Below are 21,316 nucleotides of genomic sequence, written 5' to 3'. Positions count from 1 at the left end.
CGGCCTCACGGTGAGAGACGAGCACGCAACGGTTCGCCGAAACGCCCGTGTTGACGACGGTAGGTTCGGGGTGCCAGCGTGGTCAATCCGTACATCTCAGACTTCCGGTCATCCGGGGAAACGGCGGCCCATGTCCACCCCCTCGCCCACCCCCGCGACCACCGCCTCGACCGCCTCTTCGCCCACGCCGGGGGCCGTCCCCACGCTGCTCGTCCTGGACGCCGACCCGCCGCCCCGGCTGGGCGGGCTGACCGGCAGGGTCCGGATCGAGCACGCGGACGCCTCGACGCTCGCCGAGCGCCTCCCGCACGCCGACGTGCTGCTGGTCTGGGACTTCACCTCGCACGCGGTGCGTTCCGCCTGGCCGGGCGGGGGGCCGCGGCCGCGCTGGGTGCACACCGCGAGCGCCGGAGTGGATCACCTTCTCTGTCCGGAACTCGCCGCCTCCGACACGGTGGTCACCAACGCGCGGGGCGTCTTCGACCTGCCGATCGCCGAGTACGTCGCCGCTCTCGTGCTGGCGCTGGCGAAGGACCTGCCGCGGACGCTGGAGTTCCAGCGGGAGCGGACCTGGCTCCACCGCGAGTCGCGCAAGGTCGCCGGGACCCGTGCCTGCGTCGTCGGGTCGGGGCCGATCGGCCGGGCGATCGCCGGCACGCTCGAGGCGCTCGGCGTCACCACCGCGCTGGTCGGCCGCACCCCGCGCGCGGGGGTGCACGGCTCCGAGGACCTGGACCGGCTGATCGCCCGCGCGGACTGGGTGATCTCCGCCGCGCCGCTGACCGAGCAGACCCGGGGCATGTTCGACGCCCGCCGCTTCGGGGTGATGCAGCCGTCCGCCCACTTCGTCAACGTCGGGCGCGGGCCGCTGGTCGTCGAGGAGGCGCTCGCCGAGGCCCTCGGGCAACACCGGATCGCGGGCGCCGCCCTGGACGTCTTCGAGGCCGAGCCGCTCCCCCCGGACAGCCCGCTGTGGCGGGCCCCCGGGCTGATCGTGTCGCCGCACATGAGCGGGGACACGATCGGCTGGCGCGACGAACTCGCCGCCCAGTTCGTGGAGTTGTACGAGCTCTGGGAGGCGGGCAAGCCGCTGGTGAACGTGGTCGACAAACAGCGCGGGTACGTACCCGGGCACTGATGTGGCGGGAGAGCCGATGTCCGAGTCCACCGAGCCCACCGGGCTCACCGACCTGACCGCCGTGCGGCTCCTCGACGGTTACCGCCGGGGCGAGTTCGGTCCCGTGGCGGTGACCCGCGCGGCACTGGAGCGGGCCGAGGCGGTCCAGCCGGAGGTGAACGCGTTCGTCCGGCTGTTCGCCGAGGAGGCTCTGGAGCGGGCCGCCGCCTCCGAGGAACGGTGGCGGCGCGGTGAGCCGCGCGGGCTGCTGGACGGGGTGCCGGTCACGGTGAAGGACATCCTGCTGCTGCGCGGCGCCCCGACGCTGCGCGGCTCGCGCTCCGTCGACCCGGCGGGCCGCTGGGACGAGGACGCCCCGTCGGTGGCGCGGCTGCGGGAGCACGGCGCCGTCTTCCTCGGCAAGACGACGACCCCCGAGTTCGGCTGGAAGGGGGTGACGGACTCCCCGCTCAGCGGTGTCACCCGCAACCCGCACGACCCCGCGCGGACCGCGGGCGGTTCCAGCGGGGGCGCGGCGGCGGCGGTGGCGCTGGGCGCGGGACCGCTGGCCCTGGGGACGGACGGCGGCGGCAGTGTCCGCATCCCGGCGGCGTTCTGCGGGATCTTCGCGCTGAAGCCGACGTACGGGAGGGTGCCGCTGTATCCGGCGAGCGCCTTCGGCACGCTGGCGCACGTCGGCCCGATGACGCGGGACGCGGCGGACGCGGCGCTGCTGATGGACGTGATCGGCGGGCCGGACTCCCGCGACTGGTCGGCGCTCGCGCCGGCCCCCGGCTCCTTCCGGGAGGGGCTGGACGGCGGGGTGCGGGGGCTGCGGGTGGCGTACTCGCCGTCGCTGGGCGGCCAGGTGGCGGTGGAGCCCGAAGTGGCGGCGGCGGTACGGCGGACGGTGGAGCGACTGGCCGCGCTCGGCGCGTACGTGGAGGAGACCGACCCGGACCTCACCGACCCGGTGGACGCCTTCCACACCCTGTGGTTCGCCGGGGCCGCCCGGGTGGTGCAGCACCTCACGCGGGAGCGGCGGGAACTGCTGGACCCCGGGCTGCGGGAGATCTGCGGCGAAGGCGCCCGCCGGTCGGCGCTGGACTACCTGGCGGCGGTGGACGTCCGGATGGACCTGGGCCGGCGCATGGGTCTCTTCCACGACACCCACGACCTCCTCGTCACCCCGGCCCTGCCGCGGACGGCGTTCGAGGCGGGCGTGGAGGTACCGAAAGGTTCCGGCCACCGACGCTGGACGGGCTGGACCCCGTTCACCTATCCGTTCAACCTGACCCAGCAGCCCGCGGCGAGCGTCCCCGTGGGCACCGACGCGGCCGGTCTGCCGATCGGGGTGCAGCTCGTGGGCGCCCGCCACGCCGACGCGCTGGTGCTGCGGGCGGCCCACGCGCTCTTCGGGAGCGGAGCCGCCGAAGCCGTCCGGCCGCCCGGGATCACGCCCGCCGGAAGCTGAGCGTCTCCCCCTGCGCGCCGCCGCGCCACAGGTCGTTGCACCCGTCGGCCATCTCCGCCAGGCCCTCCACGACCTGGCCCCAGACGATGCCGGGCACCCAGCCCACGTCGCCGTTCAGCAGCAGGTTGTTCCGCTCGTAGAACAGGGCCAGGTCGACGACCGTGGCACCCGGGCCGACCTCGCGGTCGTAGCCGTAGGCCCTGGTGCCCAGTTCCGCGCCCGCGAAGGAGAAGTAGCAGAGGTCTCCCGGGACGGGTGTGACGGTCGGGTTCTCCAGCGGCGGTTCCGCCTTCGCGAAGGGCGGGAACAGGGCGTAGACCTCGTTGCGCGCGTATTTGGCGTGGTAGACGTCGCCGGACAGGGGCAGGGCGTCCCAGACGGCCGCGCAGGTGATCGGCGCACGGTCGTCGAGCAACCGGGCCGTACAGGTGATTCCGCGTTTGGCCAGCGAGACCTCGACATATCGGTCCATCATGAGACCCATCGTCCCGCACCGGTCAAGACCGCCCGACCGCCGAACGGGGCCGAAAGCAGCGGGCATAACCGGTGTCTTCTGGGGTAGCCGCGCCGCCATGGCTCCACCACTGGCAAGACCACTGAGACGACGCGGAGACACTTCCGGCCCGACCGGGCCCTCACGCCGATCGCTGCTCGCGGGGGTCGCGGCGCTCGGCGCACTCGGCGCGGCGGGCTGCTCGCGCGTGCCCACCGAGGCAAGTACCAACGGCGGTGACCTGCTGTCCCGGCTCAAGGCGGCGGGCGTGGTCCGCCTGGGCATCGCCGGCGAGATCCCCTTCGGCTACATCGACAGGAACGGCAGACTGACCGGCGAGGCACCGGAACTCGCCAAGGTCATCTTCAAACGGCTCGGGGTGGACCGGGTCCAGCCCGTGCCCACCGAGTTCGGCTCGCTGATCCCGGGGCTGAACTCGCAGCAGTTCGACGTCGTGGCCGCCGGGATGTACGTCAACCCCGCCCGCTGCGAGCAGGTCATATTCTCCGACCCCGACTACCAGATGCTCGATTCGTTCATCGTGCGCAAGGGCAACCCGAAGGGGCTGACCAGTTACCGGGACGTCGTCGAGAAGAAGGCGAAGTTCGCCACCGGCACCGGGTACGCGGAGATCGCGTACGCGGTCGAGGCCGGGTATCCGGAGGGCGACATCCTGATCGTCCCCGACCAGGTCGCCGGGCTGAACGCGGTGGAGGCCGGGCGGGTCGACGTCTTCGCCGGTACGGCGCTCACCACCCGCGAGGTGGTCAAGAAGTCGGCCAAGGCCGAGGTCACGGAGCCCTTCAAGCCGATCGTCGACGGCAAGCCGCACGTCGACGGCGGCGCGTTCGCCTTCCGGCCGACCGAGACGAATCTGCGGGACGCGTTCAACGTCGAGCTGGGCAAACTGAAGGAGAGCGGCGAGCTGCTGCGCATCCTCAGGCCGTTCGGTTTCACCGAGGACGAGATGACGGATCTGACCGCGAAGGAGCTGTGCGGCGGATGACCTCAGGACTCTGGGAACTCGTACTCAAGGGCGTCTGGGTCACGATCCAGCTGCTGGTCCTCAGCGCGCTGCTGGCGACGGCGGTCTCCTTCGTGGTGGGCGTCGCGCGCACCCACCGGCTGAAGTTCGTCCGCTTCCTCGCGGGCTTCTACACCGAGGTGTTCCGCGGTACCTCGGCACTGGTGATGATCTTCTGGGTGTTCTTCGTGCTGCCCCCGGCCTTCGGCTGGCAGCTGGTGCCGCTGTGGGCGGGCACGCTGGCCCTGGGCCTGACCTACGGCGCCTACGGTTCGGAGATCGTGCGCGGTGCGCTGGCCGCCGTCGATCCCGCCCAGCGCGAGGGCGGCATCGCGCTCAGCTTCACGCCCACCCAGCGGCTGCGGCTGATCCTGCTGCCGCAGGCGGTGCCGGAGATGATCCCGCCGTTCTCCAACCTGCTGATCGAGCTGCTCAAGGGCACCGCCCTGGTGTCCATCATGGGCATGGGCGATCTGGCGTTCAGCGGCAACCTGGTGCGCCTCGCGCTGCAGGAGAGCGCCGAGATCTACACGTACATCCTGGTGATCTACTTCGTGATCGCCTTCCTGCTCACCCGGGTCATGCGCGGTCTGGAGAAGAAGCTGAAGGCCGGGGTCGGCAGGACGCCGAAGCACGACCCGGACGTGGAGCTGAAGCGGGCCGAGACCACCAACGCGGGAGGTGCGGTCTGATGAAGTGGGACTGGAACGCGGTCTCCGAGTTCATGCCGTACTTCTGGGACGGTCTGCTGGTCACCCTGCAGATCCTGGTGTTCGGCTCACTGATCTCGTTCGTCCTCGGCCTGGTGTGGGCCCTGCTGATGCGGGTGCCGTCCCGCTGGGTGACCTGGCCGGTCGGCGCGGTGACGGAGTTCGTCCGCAACACCCCGCTGCTGGTGCAGCTGTTCTTCCTGTTCTACGTGCTGCCCGAGTGGGGCCTGACCTTCTCGGCGCTGGCCACGGGTGTCTTCGCCATCGGTCTGCACTACTCGACGTACACGATGCAGGTCTACCGCGCGGGCATCGAGGCCGTGCCGGTGGGCCAGTGGGAGGCGGCGACGGCACTGAACCTGCCGCTGCGCCGGACGTGGACCGCGGTGATCCTGCCGCAGGCCGTGCGCAGGGTCGTGCCCGCGCTCGGCAACTACGTCATCTCGATGCTGAAGGACACGCCCCTGCTGATGGCGATCACCGTGCTGGAGATGCTCGGTGAGGCGCGCCTCTTCGCCCAGCAGCACTTCCAGTTCACCGAGCCCCTGACGGTGATCGGCATCGCCTTCATCGTCATCTCCTACCTGGCCTCCCTTGCCCTGCGAGCCCTGGAGCGACGCCTTGTCCACTGAACACACCCCCACGTCCGACACCGGTGTCGGTGCCGGTGTCAGCACCGGGAAGACCCCCGCGGGCGTCGGCCGGTCCAACGGCAACGAGCTGATCCGGCTGGAGCGGGTCACCAAGCGGTTCGGTCACCACACGGTCCTCGACAACCTGGACTTCTCCGTGGACGCCGGCAAGCACGTCACCCTGATCGGGCCGTCCGGGTCGGGCAAGACCACGATCCTGCGCCTGCTGATGACCCTGCTGAAGCCCGACGAGGGCACGGTCACCGTCGACGGGGACCAGCTGTACCCCGCACCCGAGAAGCAGGTCCGCGAGATCCGCAAGAAGATCGGCATGGTCTTCCAGCAGTTCAACCTGTTCCCGAACATGACGGTGCTGCGGAACATCACCGAGGCCCCGGTCACCGTGCTCGGCATGTCGAAGGACGAGGCCGAGGAGCGGGCGCGGGAGCTGCTGGAGATGGTCGGGCTGACCGAGCACGTCGACAAGCACCCCGCGCAGCTGTCCGGCGGTCAGCAGCAGCGGGTGGCGATCGCGCGGGCGCTGGCCATGCGGCCGCAGGTGCTGCTGCTGGACGAGGTGACCTCGGCGCTGGACCCGGAGCTGGTCGCGGGTGTCCTGGACGTGCTGCGGGACATCGCCCGCTCCACCGACATCACCATGCTCTGCGTCACCCACGAGATGAACTTCGCCCGGGACATCTCCGACCGCGTCCTGATGTTCGACTCGGGCCGGATCATCGAGGCCGGCGCCCCGGAGAAGATCTTCAGCGAGCCGGAGCACGACCGCACCCGGGAGTTCCTCAGCGCGGTCCTGTGATGACGGGGCGTGTTCGGGGGAGGGCTCCGGAACGTCCGAGGTGGACGCACCGGGGCATTCCTCTGGCATATGCCCGAGGACCGGTTCCGCAGTTGGGAAGGCCGCGATCTCGTCAACACTCTCTCCTGGACAGCCGCTTGACGGCTATCGTGGAAGGGATTCGCTGACCGGATTGCGGCCCCAGGTCCTGTCGTCACCTTCCCGCCCGCCGGGCGGGCGGGAAGGTGACGACAGGACCTACAAGCGAGCGCAGGGGGAAACACCGTGGCGCTGAAGCACAAGCCGACCGCTCCGTACCACTCGGTCCAGGACGCCCTGCGCGTCCTGGACACGGTGTCGCGGCACACCACCGGGATCACCGGCACCCAACTCGCCCGCGAGAGCGGCCTGGGCCGGGAGCGACTGACCACGCTCCTGCCCATGCTGTGTCGCGAGGCCTACGTCGAACAGGGCGCCGACGGCGCGTACGTCGCCGGGGAGGCGTTCGCCCGCCTCTGCTCGGCCCAGGAACAGGAACACGAGGAGGCCCTGCACGACAAGCTCCAGCGCACCCTGGACCGGCTCCGCGACTCCGTCGGAGCCGCCGTCTACATGAGCCGGTACGTGGACGGCGAGGTCAAGGTCACCCAGTACGCCGACGGGCCGGCCACCCCGAAGGTCAACGAGTGGGTCGACTTCCGTGACGCGGCGCACGCCACCGCGCTCGGCAAGAGCCTGCTGTCCCAGCTCGACCACAACGGCCGGCGCGAGCACCTCGACCGGCACCGGACGGTCCGGCTCACCTCGCGCACCGTCACCAGCGACCGGCTGCTGCTCTCCCAGCTGGCGGCGCACCCGCCCACGGTGCCGGTCCTGGACCTCCAGGAGTACGCGATCGGCACGGTCTGCGCGGCCGTCCCGATCACCGCCGGTTCCTCGGTGGGCTGCCTGGCCCTGTCCCTGCCCGTCGAACACGCCCACCGTCTGCGCCACGCCGCCGACGCCCTCAACCGCAACGCGGCGCCGGTCCTGCTGTCGATGGCGATCTGAGGCCTCCGGTCCGGCAGTCCCGGGGGTGCTCCGGCCACGGCCACGGCGGGCGCCGCCGTGGCCGGAGCACCCCCGGGACCGGGTATTATTTTCGAGTCGCCGGTCGCGGGAAGCGGACGGCGGGAGTCATGCGCCGCTAGCTCAGTTGGTTAGAGCAGCTGACTCTTAATCAGCGGGTCCGGGGTTCGAGTCCCTGGCGGCGCACGGTGAAGGGCCTCTCGCACCAGCGGGAGGCCCTTCGACGTGTCCGGCGCCGCACCCCGGGAGGCGACCCCGGAAGGTGCTGTCAGAAGGTGACGTCCGAGCAGGCGTAGAACGCGTTGCCCGTGTCGGCGACCGACCACACCGCGAGGATGACGTGGCGCCCGCTCAGCCCGGACGGCAGGGTGCCGCTGTGCGAGAGGGTCTGCGGCGGGCGCTGCCCGTTGTAGGGCACCTTCAGGAACGGGGTGAGGTTGAGGTCGGACCGGGCCAGGTTGTGGTTCTGGTTCCAGCCTGGCTTGGTGATGTAGTACGAGAAGTCGCTGGTGGCGTGCATGGCCGTGAACTGCCACCGGAAGGTGTAGTTCTGGCCGCCCGTCACCCTGGTCGTCGGCCAGGCGCCGCCCGAGGGCGTCTTCGGGCTGTCGAGCTGGGCGAACCGCGTGTTGTTGGCCGAACAGAGCCGGCCGTCCGCGGCGCCGGAGCCGGGGAAGCCCTTGGGGCCCTCGACGCTCTGCGGCTCCCACTGGATGTCGCCGCAGTTCGTCACACTGCCGTTCTGGCAGAGCTTCTGCCTGCTGATGGGCAGATCGGTGTAGCCGTGGCTGCTGGCACCGCCGGAGGAGAGCACGAACGCTCCGGTCGTGGCCAGTCCTACCGCGGCTGCGTACAGCTTGGTCCGTGTGCGCATGCTGCCGCTCCTGGAGAACGTGGGGGAGTTTCACTGAGCTGTGCAGGTAGGTCTAGACCAAGTCTCAGATTATGACCGCGGATTGAGCATGTCCATACCAATAGCGGAACCGATTCCGCCTCCCCGCCCACCGGCCCGTCCGCCGCCCTACGGCCCCGCCTCCCCCCGTCCCGCGCAGAACGCCACCGTCAGGTCTTTCACCAGCATCTTGCGCTCGTAGTCGTCCAGCTCCACCAGCCCCCGCGTGGTCAGCCGGGTCACCGTGTCCTCCACCGAGTCCACGACCGAGGTGAGCACGCTCGCCCGGTGCTGGGCGTCCAGCGTGGCGATCCGGCGCCGGTGCATGACGGCGGCCACCTCGGGGGCGTACTCCACCCGGACCGGGCGCACCGAGAACACCTCGATCCCGACGGGCGCGGCGTCCGCCGCCACCAGCCGGGTCAGCGCGTCCTGCACCGTGTCCGGCGAGCCCCGCACCGCGCCCGGCGCCTCCATCGGGACCCGGAGCAGCGCCGCCTCGACGCACTCGCGCACATAGGTCTCGTGGTCCTCCACGCCCAGCGTCGCCCGCACGGTGTCCCGCACCCGCCACACCACCAGGACCACCACCCGCAGCGCCACCCCGCTGTGGTCGGCCGCCTGCATCGGCTCGCTGCGCCAGTGCCGCAGCCGCACATCGACCCGGCGGCGCAGCAGCAGCGGGTTCACCCACAGCAGACCGGTCCGCCGGACGCTCCCCCGGTAACGGCCGAACAGGCCGAGCACCCAGGCCCGCCCGGTCCGGCCGCGCGCCAGCCCGCCGAACCCGAACAGGCCGAGGGCCCCGGCAGCCGCGTACCCCGCCCACTGGGCGGGCCCGAGCCCGGTGGCTCCCGGGTGCTCCGGGAGTCCGAGGGCAACGGCCACCAGGGGTGGCAGTACGCCCGCCCACCAGGACGTGGCCACGCACCCGGCCGCCCCGCACATCCCGGCGAGCACCCCCGCGCCGCCGGGCAGCACCCGGGCCGGCCGCTCCACCAGCTCGGGGTCGACCGGTGGCAGGGGCAGGGGCCGTTCGGCGACCGGGCGGCCGAGCCGCGGCCGCTCCCCCGTCCCCTGTCGGCTTCCCACCACCATGGGACGCAGCCGCACCGGCACCGGGTCGGGCCCGTCGCGGAAGAGCAGATGGACGGGGATCTCGGTGGTGGTCTCGTTGCGGATGACCCGGCCGGGCCGGCCCTTCGCCGGGCCCCCGGCTTCGGAGGAAGGCGATCTGGGGGCGGGCGGTTCGACGACGGGCAGTTCGCAGGTGGGTGGTCCAGGGACGGGCAGTTCGCAGGTGGGCGATTCGGGGACGGGTGATTCGGGGGTGTCGGGAGTGATCGTGGTCATGCGTGCCTCCAGCCTCCGCGCCAGATGCGTCACCTCGGAAGGACCCTGCGGGCCGTGACGGAGCCCGCAGGGGTGGGTCGCGGCGAGCGACCCTCGGACTACGAGAAGAGCCGCCGCCAGGTCTCCGGCCCCGGCAGGCCGTCCGCGGCACCGCCGCGCCAGCCCTGGGCGCGCTGGAACTCCTCGACGTTGCGCCGGTCCGCCTCGCTCCAGCGCGGGCCCGGCCCCGTGACGTAGTGGCGGCCGAACCCCTTCCGCACCAGCTGCCGCCCCAGCCGGGTGACCTGGCCGCCGACCGCGCCCGGCCGGAACGCCGCCCGGCCCGGGTAGCCCGGCACCCCGTGCGCGTCCTCGGCGGCCGGGATGTTCCTGCCCCCGCCGGTCAGCAGCAGTTCCCAGGTCAGCGGCCCCGGCAGGCCGTCCGCCGCGGCCCCCTGCCAGCCCTGCGCCTGCTGGAACGCCCGGATCGCCGCGCGGTCCGTGTCCGTCCAGCGCGGTCCGGGGCCGGTGGCGTAGAAACGGGCGCCACCGCGCTCGACGAGCAGGCGGCCGAGCTCGGTGACGTGCGGGTTGTCCGCGCCGGGGCCGAAGTGGGCCACTCCGGGAAACGGTGTCCGGGCCTGCGCTGCCGCGCCCGCGCCCTCGGCCCTCGCCGTACCGTCGGTCACGCCCTTGTACCGGTACGGGACGTAGCCCGCGGAGTTGTTCCAGTAGGCGTACGGGGTGGTCCGTCGGAGGGTGTTCGGGGGGGTCTGCTCGTAGGCCACGTACGTGGTGCGCGCGCCGTCCGTCCAGCCGCCGAAGAGGACGACGTGGGATCCGCCGTAGGGATCGGACGCGTTGTGGAAGAGCAGCACGTCCCCCGGCTGGAGTTCGTCCTTGCCGATCCGCTCCGCGTACTGCCCGAGGCTGCCGGTCCATTCGTTTCCGGGCAGGTTCCAGGCCATCGAGACATAGCCCGAACAGTCCTGCCGGTATCCGTCGGACCAGAACGCGCTCACGCTGTAAGGGACTTTCCGGTCGACCCATTTCCTGGCCCGTTCGATGATGTCCGTGCGGCTGATCGCGCGCGAGGTCGTCGGGATCGAGGGGTCCGCGGGATCGGCGGGCCGGCCGGCGGGACCGTACAGCGGAGCCCTCGGACCCTGCGGGGTGGCGGGCTCGTCACCTGCGGGGACACCCGGGGCGCCGGGCCGCTCGGCGGTGTGGGGTGCGGCCAGGGCGGGGGCGGCCTGCGCGGCGACCACCGCCGAGGCCGCGGCGGCCACCACGAGCGGGCGGAACGCCGCCGGGTGGCCGACCGAGCCGTCGGCCGGCGCGTACGCGAGGACGCGCCGCCGGTGCACACAGCCGGGGCAGCCGCAGTCGCCCGCGGGCTCGAACTCCTCGAACACCGGGGGCTGCATGCGATCCCCCTCACACGTCCCGCCGCACGTCCCGCCGCACGACCGGTCACACATCCGGCCACACGTCCGGTGAAATACCTCACGTCTGTGCACGAAGGTCAGCTTCTCAACTGCGCCCGGAGCGCGCACTCTGACGCCTCGAAAGATGGACGCGCCATGGGCCCAGGTGGCGGACCTCGCCCGCCCCGGGCCCGGGGACGAGGCCGCGCGGGACCGCGCGGGACCACGCCGGGACGGAGGTGGAGGTCGGGAGCACCCCGTCCGGTCCGGTAGAGTTGTCGCGTCAGTGAGCGCCGCTAGCTCAGTTGGTTAGAGCAGCTGACTCTTAATCAGCGGGTCCGGGGTTCGAGTCCCTGGCGGCGCACCGACACGGCGGGCCCCTCGCGATCGAGGGGCCCGCCGCTTTTGGCCGGATCCCCTCTCGCGCCCGCCGAGGGGCCTGTCTTGAACAGAACGCCCTCACCACACGTATGGAACCCCTGGAACCACGGGGGGAACAGGCCCCCCGCCAGACCTCCTCAGACGCCACAATGGGCGCGTACGACCGGCGAACACCCGTTTTCACACCTTGCGATCATGATGGACACGGTACAACCTGGGTTCTTCATCATGCCGCGCATTCGCGGCTGTTGGGGCGGCGGGAGACCGGTTGCGGACGGTACGGGGTGAGAGGTCCCGTTTCACGGAGCACCGCCGACGAGGGCATCATGCAACCGAAAGAACGCCACGCCGTGTCTATATGGTGTGGGTGCCGTGGTGACAGCGGGACACCTCTGACACCACTGACACGCCTGGGACGGTCGAGGGGGACCGGACACGGGTGGCAGCAAGCGACGAAACACACGGCGAGGCCGTGTGTGGGGGGATGATTCATGACGTCGACGCCGACGGGCGCCCAAGGGGACAACGATCCGTCCCAGACCACCCAGCTCAGAGTGCCTGCACACCGGACCGGAAACACGGGCGCCTTCCGACGGATCAAGAAGACGCTGCCGAGATACGACTACGAGCACTACAGCCGGCTCTCGGGCCCCCTCACCCAGCCTGATCCGAACAAGCCCTACACAGTCCAGTACCGCTCGCTGATCTCGCAGGAGCCGCACCGCATCCGCATCGCGCTGATGCTGGTCGCGGCCCCGCTGCTGTCGGTGGTGCTGCTGGTGTGGCTGCTGCAGCCCGCGCACTGGACGGAGCGGGACTACCCGGCGTTCGACTGGCTGCCCGCCCTCGACATGGTGATGCTCGTCTCGATCGGCCTGATCGAGCTCTTCCGCTGCATGAACGTGCTGTCGAACGCGCACGCCACGCTGGTCGCCCGCGACCCGATCCCGGTGGTGCCGGAGACCGGCACCCGGGTCGCCTTCCTCACCTCCTTCGTGCCCGGCAAGGAGCCGCTGGAGATGGTGACGAAGACCCTGGAGGCGGCGGTGAAGATCCGCCACCGGGGCACCATGCACGTCTGGCTGCTCGACGAGGGCGACGACCCCGAGGTGAAAGAGGTGTGCGCCCGGCTCGGTGTGCACCACTTCTCCCGCAAGGGCGTCGCGAAGTGGAACCAGAAGAAGGGCCCGCACCGCGCCAAGACCAAGCACGGCAACTACAACGCCTGGCTGGACGCGCACGGCGACGACTACGAGTACTTCGCCTCGGTGGACACCGACCACATCCCGCTGCCGAACTACCTGGAGCGGATGCTCGGCTTCTTCCGCGACCCGGACGTCGGTTTCGTCATCGGCCCGCAGGTCTACGGCAACTACGACAACTTCGTCACCAAGGCCGCCGAGTCGCAGCAGTTCCTCTTCCACGCGCTGATCCAGCGGGCCGGCAACCGCTACGGCTCACCGATGTTCGTGGGCACCTCCAACGCCGTACGCATCAAGGCGCTCCAGCAGATCGGCGGTCTGTACGACTCGATCACCGAGGACATGGCGACCGGCTTCGAGATGCACCGCCACAAGAACCCGGCGACGGGCAAGAAGTGGCGCTCGGTCTACACCCCGGACGTGCTCGCGGTCGGTGAGGGCCCCAACGCCTGGACGGACTTCTTCACCCAGCAGATGCGCTGGTCGCGCGGTACGTACGAGACGATCATCGGACAGTACTGGAAGGGCTTCTACTCGCTCCCGCCGAGCAAGCTCTTCAACTACACCATGATGATCATCTTCTACCCGATGTCGGCTCTGAACTGGATTTTGGCGGCGCTGAGCTGTGCGCTGTTCCTGGGCCTGGGCGCCTCGGGTGTGAACATCGATCCCGCGGTCTGGCTGATGCTCTACGGCAACGCCTCCGCGCTGCAGATCGGCCTCTACATCTGGAACCGCCGCCACAACGTCTCCCCGCACGAGCCGGAGGGCTCCGGCGGTGTGGCCGGCATGGTGATGTCCGCGCTGTCGGCGCCGCTCTACGCGAAGGCACTGATCGACTCCGTGCTGCGCAGGAAGAGCAAGTTCGTGGTCACCCCGAAGGGCGACTCGGCCAGCCCGGACACCTGGTTCGGAACCTTCCGGTACCACTGGTACTTCATCCTGATCTTCGGTGGCTCCATCACCGCCGGATTCGTCTACGGACACTCGCACCCGGCCATGATCATCTGGGCGACGTTCGCCCTGCTCATCACGGCCGCGCCCATGTTCGCCTGGCGCCACGGCATGCGCCAGGACAGGAAGAAGCCCGGCGCGCACGCCGCGGGCCAGGCACAGGACTCCGCACCGGACCCCCGGACGCAGCAGCTGCCGCAGATGCCGCAGCAGCAGCACGGGCACCACGCGCCCCACGCCCCGCAGGACCGGCCCGGCTGGGCCGGCGCCCACGGCGGACCGGGAGGAGCAGGGGGACCGGGCGGACCAGGAGGTACCGGGGGCTCTCACCCCGGTGACGACCAGACGATGCAGATCGCCCTGGGTGGACTTGGGGGACGTAAGGAATGAACGACCGTGCAGGCCGCCGTCGCGCCCGTCGGATCGCGATAGGCACGACGGTGGTGCTCGCGCTGGCCGGAATGAACGGGCCCTGGCTGTACCGCTTCGGGACCGAGAAATACCACCAGTACAAGATCAACAAGCCGGAGTACAAGGCGGAGAACGGCCGCTGGGAGATCGTCGAGTTCCCGGAGGAGTACCGCCAGAACACCATCCACGCGGCGCTGCTGCACACCGGCAAGGTGCTGCTCGTCGCGGGCTCCGGCAACAACAAGGACAACTTCGACGCCAAGAAGTACGACACGCGGATCTGGGACCCGGTCAAGAAGACCATCAAGAAGGTGCCGACGCCGAGCGACCTGTTCTGCACCGGCCACACCCAGCTCGCCAACGGCAACCTGCTGATCGCCGGCGGCACCAAGCGGTACGAGAAGCTCAAGGGTGACGTGACGAAGGCGGGCGGCCTGATGGTCGTCCACAACGAGAACCCGGACAAGCCGATCACCCTGCCGGCGGGCACCAGGTTCGTCGGCAAGGACAACGGCAAGACCTTCGTCTCGAAGGACCCGGTGCTCGTCCCGCGCGCCAAGAAGAACTTCGACAAGGCGACCGGCGAGTTCCTGGGCAACACCCCGGGCTACGGCCGCACCTACGTCGAGGCGCAGAAGGAGGGTGCCAAGTACGAGACCGGCACCCAGGACAACTACACCGTGCAGGGTCTGAGCGGCGAGGACGCGCAGAACACGTACGGCATCGCCGAGAAGCTCGCCCTGGACAAGAAGGACTTCCAGGGGATCGACGACGCCTTCGAGTTCGACCCGGTGGCGGAGAAGTACATCAAGGTCGACCCGATGAAGGAGGCCCGCTGGTACCCGACGCTCACCACCCTGAGCGACGGCAAGATCCTCAGCGTCTCCGGCCTCGACGACATCGGCCAGCTGGTCCCGGGCAAGAACGAGGTCTACGACCCCGAGACCAAGAAGTGGACCTACACGGACAAGGTCCGCCAGTTCCCGACCTACCCGGCGCTGTTCCTGATGCAGAACAGCAAGGTCTTCTACTCGGGTTCGAACGCGGGGTACGGACCGGCCGACGAGGGCCGTGAGCCGGGCATCTGGGACGTGGAGACCAACAAGTTCGACAAGATCCCCGGGCTGAGCGACCCCGACATGATGGAGACGTCCGGCACGGTGCTGCTGCCGCCGGCCCAGGACGAGAAGTACATGGTGATCGGCGGCGGCGGCGTCGGCGAGTCCAAGCTGGCCAGTGAGAAGACCCGGATCGTCGACCTCAAGGCCGACGAACCGCGCTTCGTGGACGGCCCCTCGCTGGACAAGGGAACCCGCTACCCGCAGTACTCGATCCTGCCCGACGACAACATCCTGGTCTCGGGCGGCTCGGAGGACTACCGGGGCCGCGGCGAGTCCAACATCCTCGAGGCGCGGATCTACGACACGGCGGAGAACGAGTTCAAGCGCGTCGCCGATCCGCTGGTGGGCCGCAACTACCACGCCGGCTCGATCCTGCTGCCCGACGGCCGCGTGATGTTCTTCGGCTCGGACTCGCTCTACGGCGACAAGGCCAACACCAAGCCCGGCACGTTCGAACAGCGCATCGAGATCTACACACCGCCGTACCTGTACGGCGAGACCGGGCAGCCCGACCTGACGGGCGGCCCGAAGACCGTCGAGCGCGGCGGCTCCGCCACGTTCACCTCGAAGGACGCCGGGTCGATCAAGAACGTCCGGCTGATCCGGCCGAGCGCCTCGACCCATGTCACCGACATCGACCAGCGCTCCATCGCCCTGGACTTCGAGGCCGACGGCGACAAGCTGAAGGTGACGGTCCCGGGGAGCCGGAACCTGGTCCAGGCGGGCTGGTACATGCTGTTCGCCACCAACGCGGACGGCACCCCCAGCAAGGCGCAGTGGGTACAGGTGCCCTGACGCCAGGCAGATGAGAGAAGGGGCGTCCTCCACGGCGGAGGACGCCCCTTCTTCCTTCTGTCCCTGGTCGTCGCCACGCAGGCCGTCGCTACGTGGTGCGTCGCTCCGTACGCCGTGACGTGGTCAGTCGCCGTCGCCCTTGCCCTCGTCGGCCTCGGCGAGCTTCACCGCGTAGTCCTCCCACCACGCACCGGCCTTCGGACCGCCCTTGCACTCGCCGTCCGACTCGCCGGGCCGCTTCACCCACAGATACGCGTCCACCAGCGGGTCCGCGGTCTCGGTCGTCGGGGTCTCGCCGAGGGCGCGGCCGGGCGGGTTGCACCAGCGCTCGTCCGCATCGCCCTGCGTGTAGGGGCCGTTGCCGTTGCGGCTGGTGTCGATCACGAAGGGCTTGCCGCCGACCTTGGCGGAGAGCTTCTTGCCGTAGGCGATGGAGTCCTCGGTGGAGTAGAAGTTGGAAACGTTCACCGAGAAGCCGTCGGCCCGGTCGATGCCCGCCCACTTCAGCGGCTCGAAGATCTGGTCGGGGTCGCCCCAGCCGGCGTTGCCCGCGTCCAGGTACACCGTGGTGTTCTTCAGGCTCTTGAGCTTGTCGACGGCACCGTTGAGGACGTCGTAGCGCTCCTCGTGGAACTTCTCCGGCGTGCAGCCGTCGACCAGGTGGAGCACCGCGTCGGGCTCCAGGATCACGGTCGCCGCGCGGTCCCCGATGCCCTTGGCCACACCGTCGATGAAGGAGCGGTAGGCGTCGCCGTCGGCGGCACCGCCCTGCGAGTACTGGCCGCAGTCCCGGTGCGGGATGTTGTAGAGGACGAGCAGCGCGGTACGGCCCGCCTTGTCGGCGGCCTCGGTGAAGCCGCGGGTCTGCTCCTCCGGGTTCTCCGGGCTGATCCATTCGGCGGTGGGCTGCTCCGCGATCTTGCGGATCTGCTCGGCCTCCGCCTTCTTGCCGTCCTGTTCCAGGCCGGCCATCTGCTGTGCGGCGTTGCCCTCCGGGTTGACCCAGAAGGGGCTGGCGCCCTTCGGCTGCTGCGTGATCGCCGCGTCGGCCCCCTTGCCGGACCCGTCCCCCTCGTCGTCACCGGAGGAACAGCCCGTGATCAGCAGCGCCGCCCCCAGTACCGCTGCCGACGCCCGCCTCCCGGCGAACGCCCCGACCCCCCTGCTGCCGTACATCCAACCCCCCTTGGGTGCACTTGTTCCAAGCCTTCCGAGCCCCAATCCTGACATACACCCCGCGTCACCCATGAGGCCGAGCCCTTCTTGTCCGCGACCCGTTACAGCCCGGTGTACGGCCGGCCGGACGGACGGGCAGGGAGGGAGCCGGCGTCAGGTGGTGGTGTCCGTCAGGCAGGCCGAGACGATCACGTTGGCCGCGTAGCGGTGGCGTGCCGCGTCGTAGGGGCCGCCGCAGGTGACGAGGCGCAGTGCGGCCCGGCCGGAGAGGCGGGGGCCGTAGGCCTGCCGGGCGTCGAAGTCGTCGCGGGGGAGGACCTGCGCGTCCTCGACGGTGAACTCGGCGACCTCGGCGTCCGCGCGGACCACCCGGATCTTCTGGCCGGGCCGCAGCGTACTGACCTCGTAGAACACGGCGGGCCGGGTCTCGGTGTCGATGTGCCCCACCACCAGCGCGGTGCCGGACGCCCCGGGCGTCACCCCGTCCGCGTACCAGCCGACCGTGCCCGGCCGGTCGAACGGCGGCGGGTCGAGCGCGCCCCGCTCGTCCAGGCCGCGGGCCACCACCGGCGCCCGCACGTCCAGGCCGGGTATGTCCAGGCGCCGTGGCGGCGCCTCGCCCAGCGGCCGGTGGGTGGGCGGGAGCTCCGCCCGGGGCGGACGGCCGACCGCCGCCATGTCACCCGTGGCGGGTCCGGATACGCCGGGGAGCAGGTCGGTTCCCTCGCGGCCCCACAGCCAGAAGCCGAGCAGCAGGACCACCCAGGCCACCCCGGGGAGCAGCCGCCCGACACCGGACGGGCTCTGGTTCTGATGGTGATCGGTCATCGTCGGCCTCAGCGCGTTCCGCGGTCCCGCCGGACGCGGCTGCGTACGACGGCCGCCGTCGCGGCGGCAGCGGCGAGGAACAGTCCGGCCACCGTCTGCACCGTGCCCGGTCCCTCCACGGACTCGTCGGCGGCGGCGACGGTCCGGGCGGCTCCCCCGCCGCCCGCGTCCACGGGGGCCACGGGCGAGGCGGCGGGGGAAGAAGCGAGGGCTACGGTGAGCCGGACCTCGGAGACGAACGCCGAGGACACCGCGGCCGCGGTCCGCTCGGCACACTCGGCCACCTCGAGGGTGACATCGGTATCGGGGGCCGGGGTCGCCGACACCCCGTCCGCGGCGTACGCGGCCGGGGTGAGCGCGGCGGCCTCCAGGACTCCGGTACAGAGAGCGAGTCGCACAGAACCCATCGTGCACCTCCAGACACCGGGAGCGTGCCCCGCCGGGCAGGGCACCGCATCCGCAGGGATGCGGTGCTGCGCCGTACGGGTGACATCGGGGCCTGCGGGGTTTTGCCTGGGTCAGTCAGACGAGGTCGACGAGGTCCGCGATGGAGTCCAGGACCTGGGACGGCCGGTACGGGAAGTTCTCGACCTGCTCGGGCCGGGTCAGGCCGGTGAGCACCAGGAACGTCCTCATTCCGGCCTCCATGCCGGCCAGTACGTCGGTGTCCATGCGGTCGCCGATCATGGCGCTGGTCTCGGAGTGGGCGCCGAGGGTGTTCAGTCCGGTGCGCATCATCAGCGGGTTCGGCTTGCCCGCGAAGTACGGCTGCCGGCCCGTCGCCTTGGTGATCAGCGCCGCCACCGCGCCGGTCGCCGGGAGCGGGCCCTCGGCGGAGGGGCCGGTCTCGTCGGGGTTCGTGCAGATGAAACGGGCGCCGTCGTTGATCAGCCGTACCGCCTTCGTCATGGCCTCGAAGGAGTAGGTCCGGGTTTCCCCGAGGACCACGTAGTCGGGTTCGTGGTCGGTGAGGATGTAGCCGATGTCGTGCAGCGCGGTGGTCAGACCGGCCTCGCCGAGGACGTACGCCGAGCCGCTGGGACGCTGGTCGTCCAGGAACTGGGCGGTGGCGAGCGCCGAGGTCCAGATGTTCTCGATCGGAACGTCCAGGCCCATGCGGCGCAGCCGGGCGTGCAGGTCGCGCGGGGTGTAGATCGAGTTGTTGGTGAGCACCAGGAAGGGTTTTCCGGACTCACGCAGCTTCTTGATGAAGGCGTCGGCCCCCGGGATCGGCACTCCCTCGTGGATGAGCACCCCGTCCATGTCGGTGAGCCACGATTCGATCGGCTTGCGGTCTGCCATGTGCGAGCTCTCCTGCCGTACGTGGTCCTTCCTGCCTGCCCCAGCCTAGACATGCCCGGATCTTGTGGGAACGCCCGGTGGGGCACGGCTCGAGGACACCCGGGGTGCTCCGCCGCTCCCCGGCCCGCCGGTTCGGATCGTTCGGAGCTCTCAGCGGCGACGACGGGCCTGCGTTGCCGTCAGTCCCCCGGTGAGCAGTGCCACCGCGGCGACGGTCAGGAGCTTTCCGGTGGCGTCGATACCGGTACGGGCGAGCTCGTCGGGGTCGGTGTCACCGGCTTCCTTGCCGGGCGCCGGCTCGATCCGGAACCGGTAGTCGTCCGACTGCCCGACCCAGTCGCCGTCGTCCCCCTGCCGCTGGACGACGGCGGCCTGGGCGACGACCTCGCCCGCCGCGGCGTCGGACGTGAGCGCGAGCCGTACCTTCACGGTGAGGGTCCGGCCGGCCTCGACGGCGAACCCCTCGAAGCCCGCCTGCTCGTCGACGAAGGCACCGACGAGTTCGTCCTCGTCGGTGGTCTCGAAGTGGACGGGGTGCGGCTGTTCCCGGTCCGGTGCGTAGAACTCCAGCACCGGCTGCGAGGCCCGCAACTCCCGTTTGTCGTCGACGAGTACGACGACCGGGTGGATGCCGCCGCAGAAGCGGTCGGTGGTGTTGGTCAGCTCCAGGTACCAGGTGCCGTAGCCACCGCCGGCCGGGTAGGTGTCCGGGCCGCCGCGGATACGGGCGGTGAGGGGGAAGTCGACGTCGCTCTCGGTGGCGCAGGCGGGCGGCGGTGCTTCCGTCCGGGCGTGGGCCGCGGTGGGAAGGACGGCGGCCAGCACCGCCAGGAAGAGGGACGCGGGCGTGCGGATTCGCATACCGTATGACCTTGCCGGTCGGCGGGCGGGCAGCACGGCGACATCCCCGAACACCCCCGCACGGCCCCATGGTTCCCCCCGCTCGGAGCAGTGCACCGGCCCCGCCCCCTGCTTTCCGGTCAGCCGTCGCCCCGTCCGAACACCGGCGCCAGGACCGACTGGGCCGCCCCCTCGGCGACCCCGCCCCCGCCGCCGGAGGCGACCCGTACCGGCACGGCCGTGTCGCCCGTCCGCCGGGCCCGCGTGTCCAGCACCGCGCGTACGCCCCGCGCGAACGCCTCCGGGGCGGCCTCGATCGTGCGGCCGCCGAGCAGGACGCGGTCGATGTCGAGCAGGCCCACCAGGTTCGCCGCGCCGACGCCCAGCACCCGCGCCGCCTCGTCCGTGTCGCCCCGTGCCACGGCGGCCAGGCACAGCGCCTCGATGCAGCCGCGGTCGCCGCAGCCGCAGCGCGGCCCGTCCAACTGGACGACCTGGTGTCCGAATTCCCCCGCCCCGGTGCGCGGTCCCCGGTGCACGCTGCCGCCGATCACCAGCCCGGCCCCGAGTCCCGTACCGAGGTGCAGGTAGGCGAAGGAGCCGCCCTCGCCGTCGACGGCCAGGCCCAGCGCCGCCGCGTTGGTGTCCTTGTCGACGACGACCGGCACGCCGAGCCGTTCCGACAGCGCGTCCCGCAGGGGGTACCCGTCCCACTCGGGGAACCCGGTCACCCGGTGCAGCACGCCCCGGGCGTGGTCGAGCGGCCCCGGCAGGGCGATCCCGACACCCAGCAGGGCGGGCCGGGACGGCACGCGTACGCCGGTCCCGTCCCCGGCGGCCCTGTTCCCACCGGTCCCGCCGGTCCCGCCGGTCCCGTCGCCCCCGGCGGTCCACAGCCCCTCGACGACTCCGGCCACCCCCGCCAGTACCGCCTCCGCCCCCGCGCCCAGGTCCAGGGGGGCGCTCCGCTCCCCCACGACCGTCCCGTCGAGGTCGACCAGGACGGCCCGCAGTTCGTCCCGGTCCAGGTGCACGCCCACCGCGTGCCCCGCCTCCGGCACCAGCCGCAGCACCGTCCGGGGCTTGCCCCCGGTGGACGCCCGGCGTCCCGCGTCCGCCGCGAGCCCCTCCGCCCGCAGCCGTGCGGTGATCTTGCTGACCGCCTGCGGGGTGAGGCCGGTCCGCTCGGCGAGTTCCAGCCGGCTGATGCCCTCGGCCCCGGCGGTCCGCAGCAGGTCGAGCACGAGCGCGGTGTTGTGGCTGCGCAGGGCGAGCAGATTGACCCCGCCCGTCCCGTCCCGCCTGCCGTCCCGCATACCGCCGTACGTCCTGTTCACCCGC

19 protein-coding genes and 2 tRNA genes are annotated in these 21,316 nt (G+C 71.1%); 11 read left to right on the top strand and 10 right to left on the bottom strand.

The window, feature by feature from the left end:
* The first annotated feature begins 130 nt into the window (after positions 1–130).
* Positions 131–1,138: a D-2-hydroxyacid dehydrogenase gene (locus tag PYS65_RS23000; RefSeq protein WP_279335827.1), complete on the top strand. Its 1,008-nt coding sequence runs from the start codon at positions 131–133 to the stop codon at positions 1,136–1,138.
* A gap of 16 nt (positions 1,139–1,154) precedes the next feature.
* Positions 1,155–2,591, top strand: a complete 1,437-nt coding sequence (locus tag PYS65_RS22995; protein WP_279335826.1) for an amidase — start codon at positions 1,155–1,157, stop codon at positions 2,589–2,591.
* On the opposite strand, the gene PYS65_RS22990 is transcribed toward PYS65_RS22995, so the two are convergent.
* The gene (locus PYS65_RS22990) at positions 2,572–3,066 is read right to left on the bottom strand and encodes a DUF3830 family protein (protein WP_279335825.1); all 495 of its coding nucleotides are present in this window, start codon (positions 3,064–3,066) and stop codon (positions 2,572–2,574) included. The two genes, PYS65_RS22995 and PYS65_RS22990, sit on opposite strands and share 20 nt — an antisense overlap.
* Before the next feature lie 97 nt (positions 3,067–3,163).
* Here PYS65_RS22990 and ehuB point away from each other — a divergent pair, with 97 nt between their 5' ends.
* The 6 genes from ehuB (at position 3,164) to PYS65_RS22960 (ending at position 7,500) form a co-directional block, all read left to right on the top strand.
* Positions 3,164–4,090: an ectoine/hydroxyectoine ABC transporter substrate-binding protein EhuB gene (gene ehuB, locus PYS65_RS22985; protein ID WP_279335824.1), complete on the top strand. Its 927-nt coding sequence runs from the start codon at positions 3,164–3,166 to the stop codon at positions 4,088–4,090.
* Positions 4,087–4,800, top strand: a complete 714-nt coding sequence (gene ehuC / locus PYS65_RS22980; RefSeq protein ID WP_279335823.1) for an ectoine/hydroxyectoine ABC transporter permease subunit EhuC — start codon at positions 4,087–4,089, stop codon at positions 4,798–4,800. The genes ehuB and ehuC overlap by 4 nt, the downstream gene beginning before the upstream one ends.
* Positions 4,800–5,450 carry an ectoine/hydroxyectoine ABC transporter permease subunit EhuD gene (gene ehuD / locus PYS65_RS22975; protein ID WP_279335822.1) on the top strand — a complete coding sequence of 217 codons (651 nt, stop codon included), beginning with the start codon at positions 4,800–4,802 and terminating at the stop codon, positions 5,448–5,450. Before ehuC ends, ehuD begins: the two co-directional genes overlap by 1 nt.
* 88 nt (positions 5,451–5,538) lie before the next feature.
* On the top strand, positions 5,539–6,267 hold the full coding sequence (ehuA, locus tag PYS65_RS22970; RefSeq protein ID WP_279338040.1) for an ectoine/hydroxyectoine ABC transporter ATP-binding protein EhuA: 729 nt from the start codon (positions 5,539–5,541) through the stop codon (positions 6,265–6,267).
* A gap of 264 nt (positions 6,268–6,531) precedes the next feature.
* The gene (locus tag PYS65_RS22965; RefSeq protein WP_279335821.1) at positions 6,532–7,296 is read left to right on the top strand and encodes an IclR family transcriptional regulator; all 765 of its coding nucleotides are present in this window, start codon (positions 6,532–6,534) and stop codon (positions 7,294–7,296) included.
* Positions 7,297–7,426: 130 nt separating this feature from the next.
* Positions 7,427–7,500: transfer RNA gene (locus PYS65_RS22960), tRNA-Lys, on the top strand.
* 82 nt (positions 7,501–7,582) lie between these two features.
* Here PYS65_RS22960 and PYS65_RS22955 read toward each other — a convergent pair.
* The 3 genes from PYS65_RS22955 to PYS65_RS22945 form a co-directional block, all read right to left on the bottom strand.
* Entirely contained in the window at positions 7,583–8,188 is a 606-nt protein-coding gene (locus PYS65_RS22955; protein ID WP_279335820.1) for a lytic polysaccharide monooxygenase auxiliary activity family 9 protein, read from the bottom strand.
* A 147-nt stretch (positions 8,189–8,335) separates the two neighbouring features.
* A complete protein-coding gene (locus PYS65_RS22950) occupies positions 8,336–9,559 on the bottom strand; it encodes an SPFH domain-containing protein (protein WP_279335819.1) in 1,224 nt (407 codons plus the stop codon).
* A 98-nt stretch (positions 9,560–9,657) separates the two neighbouring features.
* Positions 9,658–10,965 (bottom strand): peptidoglycan-binding protein, encoded by a 1,308-nt coding sequence (locus PYS65_RS22945; RefSeq protein WP_279335818.1) that lies wholly within the window; start codon positions 10,963–10,965, stop codon positions 9,658–9,660.
* 290 nt (positions 10,966–11,255) lie between these two features.
* Here PYS65_RS22945 and PYS65_RS22940 point away from each other — a divergent pair.
* The 3 genes from PYS65_RS22940 (at position 11,256) to glxA (ending at position 15,829) form a co-directional block, all read left to right on the top strand.
* A tRNA-Lys gene (locus PYS65_RS22940) sits at positions 11,256–11,329 on the top strand.
* A gap of 508 nt (positions 11,330–11,837) precedes the next feature.
* Positions 11,838–13,892 (top strand): glycosyltransferase family 2 protein, encoded by a 2,055-nt coding sequence (locus PYS65_RS22935; protein ID WP_279335817.1) that lies wholly within the window; start codon positions 11,838–11,840, stop codon positions 13,890–13,892.
* Complete coding sequence (glxA, locus tag PYS65_RS22930; RefSeq protein ID WP_279335816.1) at positions 13,889–15,829, top strand: radical copper oxidase GlxA; 1,941 nt, start codon at positions 13,889–13,891, stop codon at positions 15,827–15,829. Before PYS65_RS22935 ends, glxA begins: the two co-directional genes overlap by 4 nt.
* 123 nt (positions 15,830–15,952) lie before the next feature.
* Here glxA and PYS65_RS22925 read toward each other — a convergent pair whose 3' ends face one another.
* The 6 genes from PYS65_RS22925 to PYS65_RS22900 form a co-directional block, all read right to left on the bottom strand.
* Positions 15,953–17,005 (bottom strand): glycoside hydrolase family 6 protein, encoded by a 1,053-nt coding sequence (locus PYS65_RS22925; RefSeq protein ID WP_279335815.1) that lies wholly within the window; start codon positions 17,003–17,005, stop codon positions 15,953–15,955.
* A gap of 153 nt (positions 17,006–17,158) precedes the next feature.
* The gene (locus PYS65_RS22920) at positions 17,159–17,833 is read right to left on the bottom strand and encodes a class F sortase (protein WP_279335814.1); all 675 of its coding nucleotides are present in this window, start codon (positions 17,831–17,833) and stop codon (positions 17,159–17,161) included.
* 8 nt (positions 17,834–17,841) lie between these two features.
* The gene (locus tag PYS65_RS22915) at positions 17,842–18,240 is read right to left on the bottom strand and encodes a hypothetical protein (RefSeq protein WP_279335813.1); all 399 of its coding nucleotides are present in this window, start codon (positions 18,238–18,240) and stop codon (positions 17,842–17,844) included.
* 115 nt (positions 18,241–18,355) lie between these two features.
* The gene (locus PYS65_RS22910) at positions 18,356–19,135 is read right to left on the bottom strand and encodes an HAD-IIA family hydrolase (RefSeq protein WP_279335812.1); all 780 of its coding nucleotides are present in this window, start codon (positions 19,133–19,135) and stop codon (positions 18,356–18,358) included.
* 150 nt (positions 19,136–19,285) lie between these two features.
* Positions 19,286–19,996: a hypothetical protein gene (locus tag PYS65_RS22905; RefSeq protein ID WP_279335811.1), complete on the bottom strand. Its 711-nt coding sequence runs from the start codon at positions 19,994–19,996 to the stop codon at positions 19,286–19,288.
* Positions 19,997–20,115: 119 nt separating this feature from the next.
* Positions 20,116–21,291: an ROK family transcriptional regulator gene (locus tag PYS65_RS22900; protein ID WP_279338039.1), complete on the bottom strand. Its 1,176-nt coding sequence runs from the start codon at positions 21,289–21,291 to the stop codon at positions 20,116–20,118.
* Between the last annotated feature and the right edge of the window lie 25 nt (positions 21,292–21,316).

This window comes from Streptomyces cathayae, from assembly GCF_029760955.1.
GTDB lineage: Bacteria > Actinomycetota > Actinomycetes > Streptomycetales > Streptomycetaceae > Streptomyces > Streptomyces cathayae.
Note: the sequence above shows the minus strand (reverse complement) of the source record. Positions and strands in the feature narration are given on the sequence as shown.

Excerpts from the sequence above, each read along its gene's own strand:
- PYS65_RS23000 (WP_279335827.1), top strand. The coding sequence starts at position 131 with ATGTCCACCCCCTCGCCCACCCCCGCGACCACCGCCTCGACCGCCTCT.
- PYS65_RS22995 (WP_279335826.1), top strand. The coding sequence starts at position 1,155 with ATGTCCGAGTCCACCGAGCCCACCGGGCTCACCGACCTGACCGCCGTG.
- PYS65_RS22990 (WP_279335825.1), bottom strand. The coding sequence starts at position 3,066 with ATGATGGACCGATATGTCGAGGTCTCGCTGGCCAAACGCGGAATCACC.
- ehuB (WP_279335824.1), top strand. The coding sequence starts at position 3,164 with ATGGCTCCACCACTGGCAAGACCACTGAGACGACGCGGAGACACTTCC.
- ehuC (WP_279335823.1), top strand. The coding sequence starts at position 4,087 with ATGACCTCAGGACTCTGGGAACTCGTACTCAAGGGCGTCTGGGTCACG.
- ehuD (WP_279335822.1), top strand. The coding sequence starts at position 4,800 with ATGAAGTGGGACTGGAACGCGGTCTCCGAGTTCATGCCGTACTTCTGG.
- PYS65_RS22955 (WP_279335820.1), bottom strand. The coding sequence starts at position 8,188 with ATGCGCACACGGACCAAGCTGTACGCAGCCGCGGTAGGACTGGCCACG.
- PYS65_RS22950 (WP_279335819.1), bottom strand. The coding sequence starts at position 9,559 with ATGACCACGATCACTCCCGACACCCCCGAATCACCCGTCCCCGAATCG.
- PYS65_RS22945 (WP_279335818.1), bottom strand. The coding sequence starts at position 10,965 with ATGCAGCCCCCGGTGTTCGAGGAGTTCGAGCCCGCGGGCGACTGCGGC.
- PYS65_RS22935 (WP_279335817.1), top strand. The coding sequence starts at position 11,838 with ATGACGTCGACGCCGACGGGCGCCCAAGGGGACAACGATCCGTCCCAG.
- glxA (WP_279335816.1), top strand. The coding sequence starts at position 13,889 with ATGAACGACCGTGCAGGCCGCCGTCGCGCCCGTCGGATCGCGATAGGC.
- PYS65_RS22925 (WP_279335815.1), bottom strand. The coding sequence starts at position 17,005 with ATGTACGGCAGCAGGGGGGTCGGGGCGTTCGCCGGGAGGCGGGCGTCG.
- PYS65_RS22920 (WP_279335814.1), bottom strand. The coding sequence starts at position 17,833 with ATGACCGATCACCATCAGAACCAGAGCCCGTCCGGTGTCGGGCGGCTG.
- PYS65_RS22915 (WP_279335813.1), bottom strand. The coding sequence starts at position 18,240 with ATGGGTTCTGTGCGACTCGCTCTCTGTACCGGAGTCCTGGAGGCCGCC.
- PYS65_RS22910 (WP_279335812.1), bottom strand. The coding sequence starts at position 19,135 with ATGGCAGACCGCAAGCCGATCGAATCGTGGCTCACCGACATGGACGGG.
- PYS65_RS22905 (WP_279335811.1), bottom strand. The coding sequence starts at position 19,996 with ATGCGAATCCGCACGCCCGCGTCCCTCTTCCTGGCGGTGCTGGCCGCC.
- PYS65_RS22900 (WP_279338039.1), bottom strand. The coding sequence starts at position 21,291 with ATGCGGGACGGCAGGCGGGACGGGACGGGCGGGGTCAATCTGCTCGCC.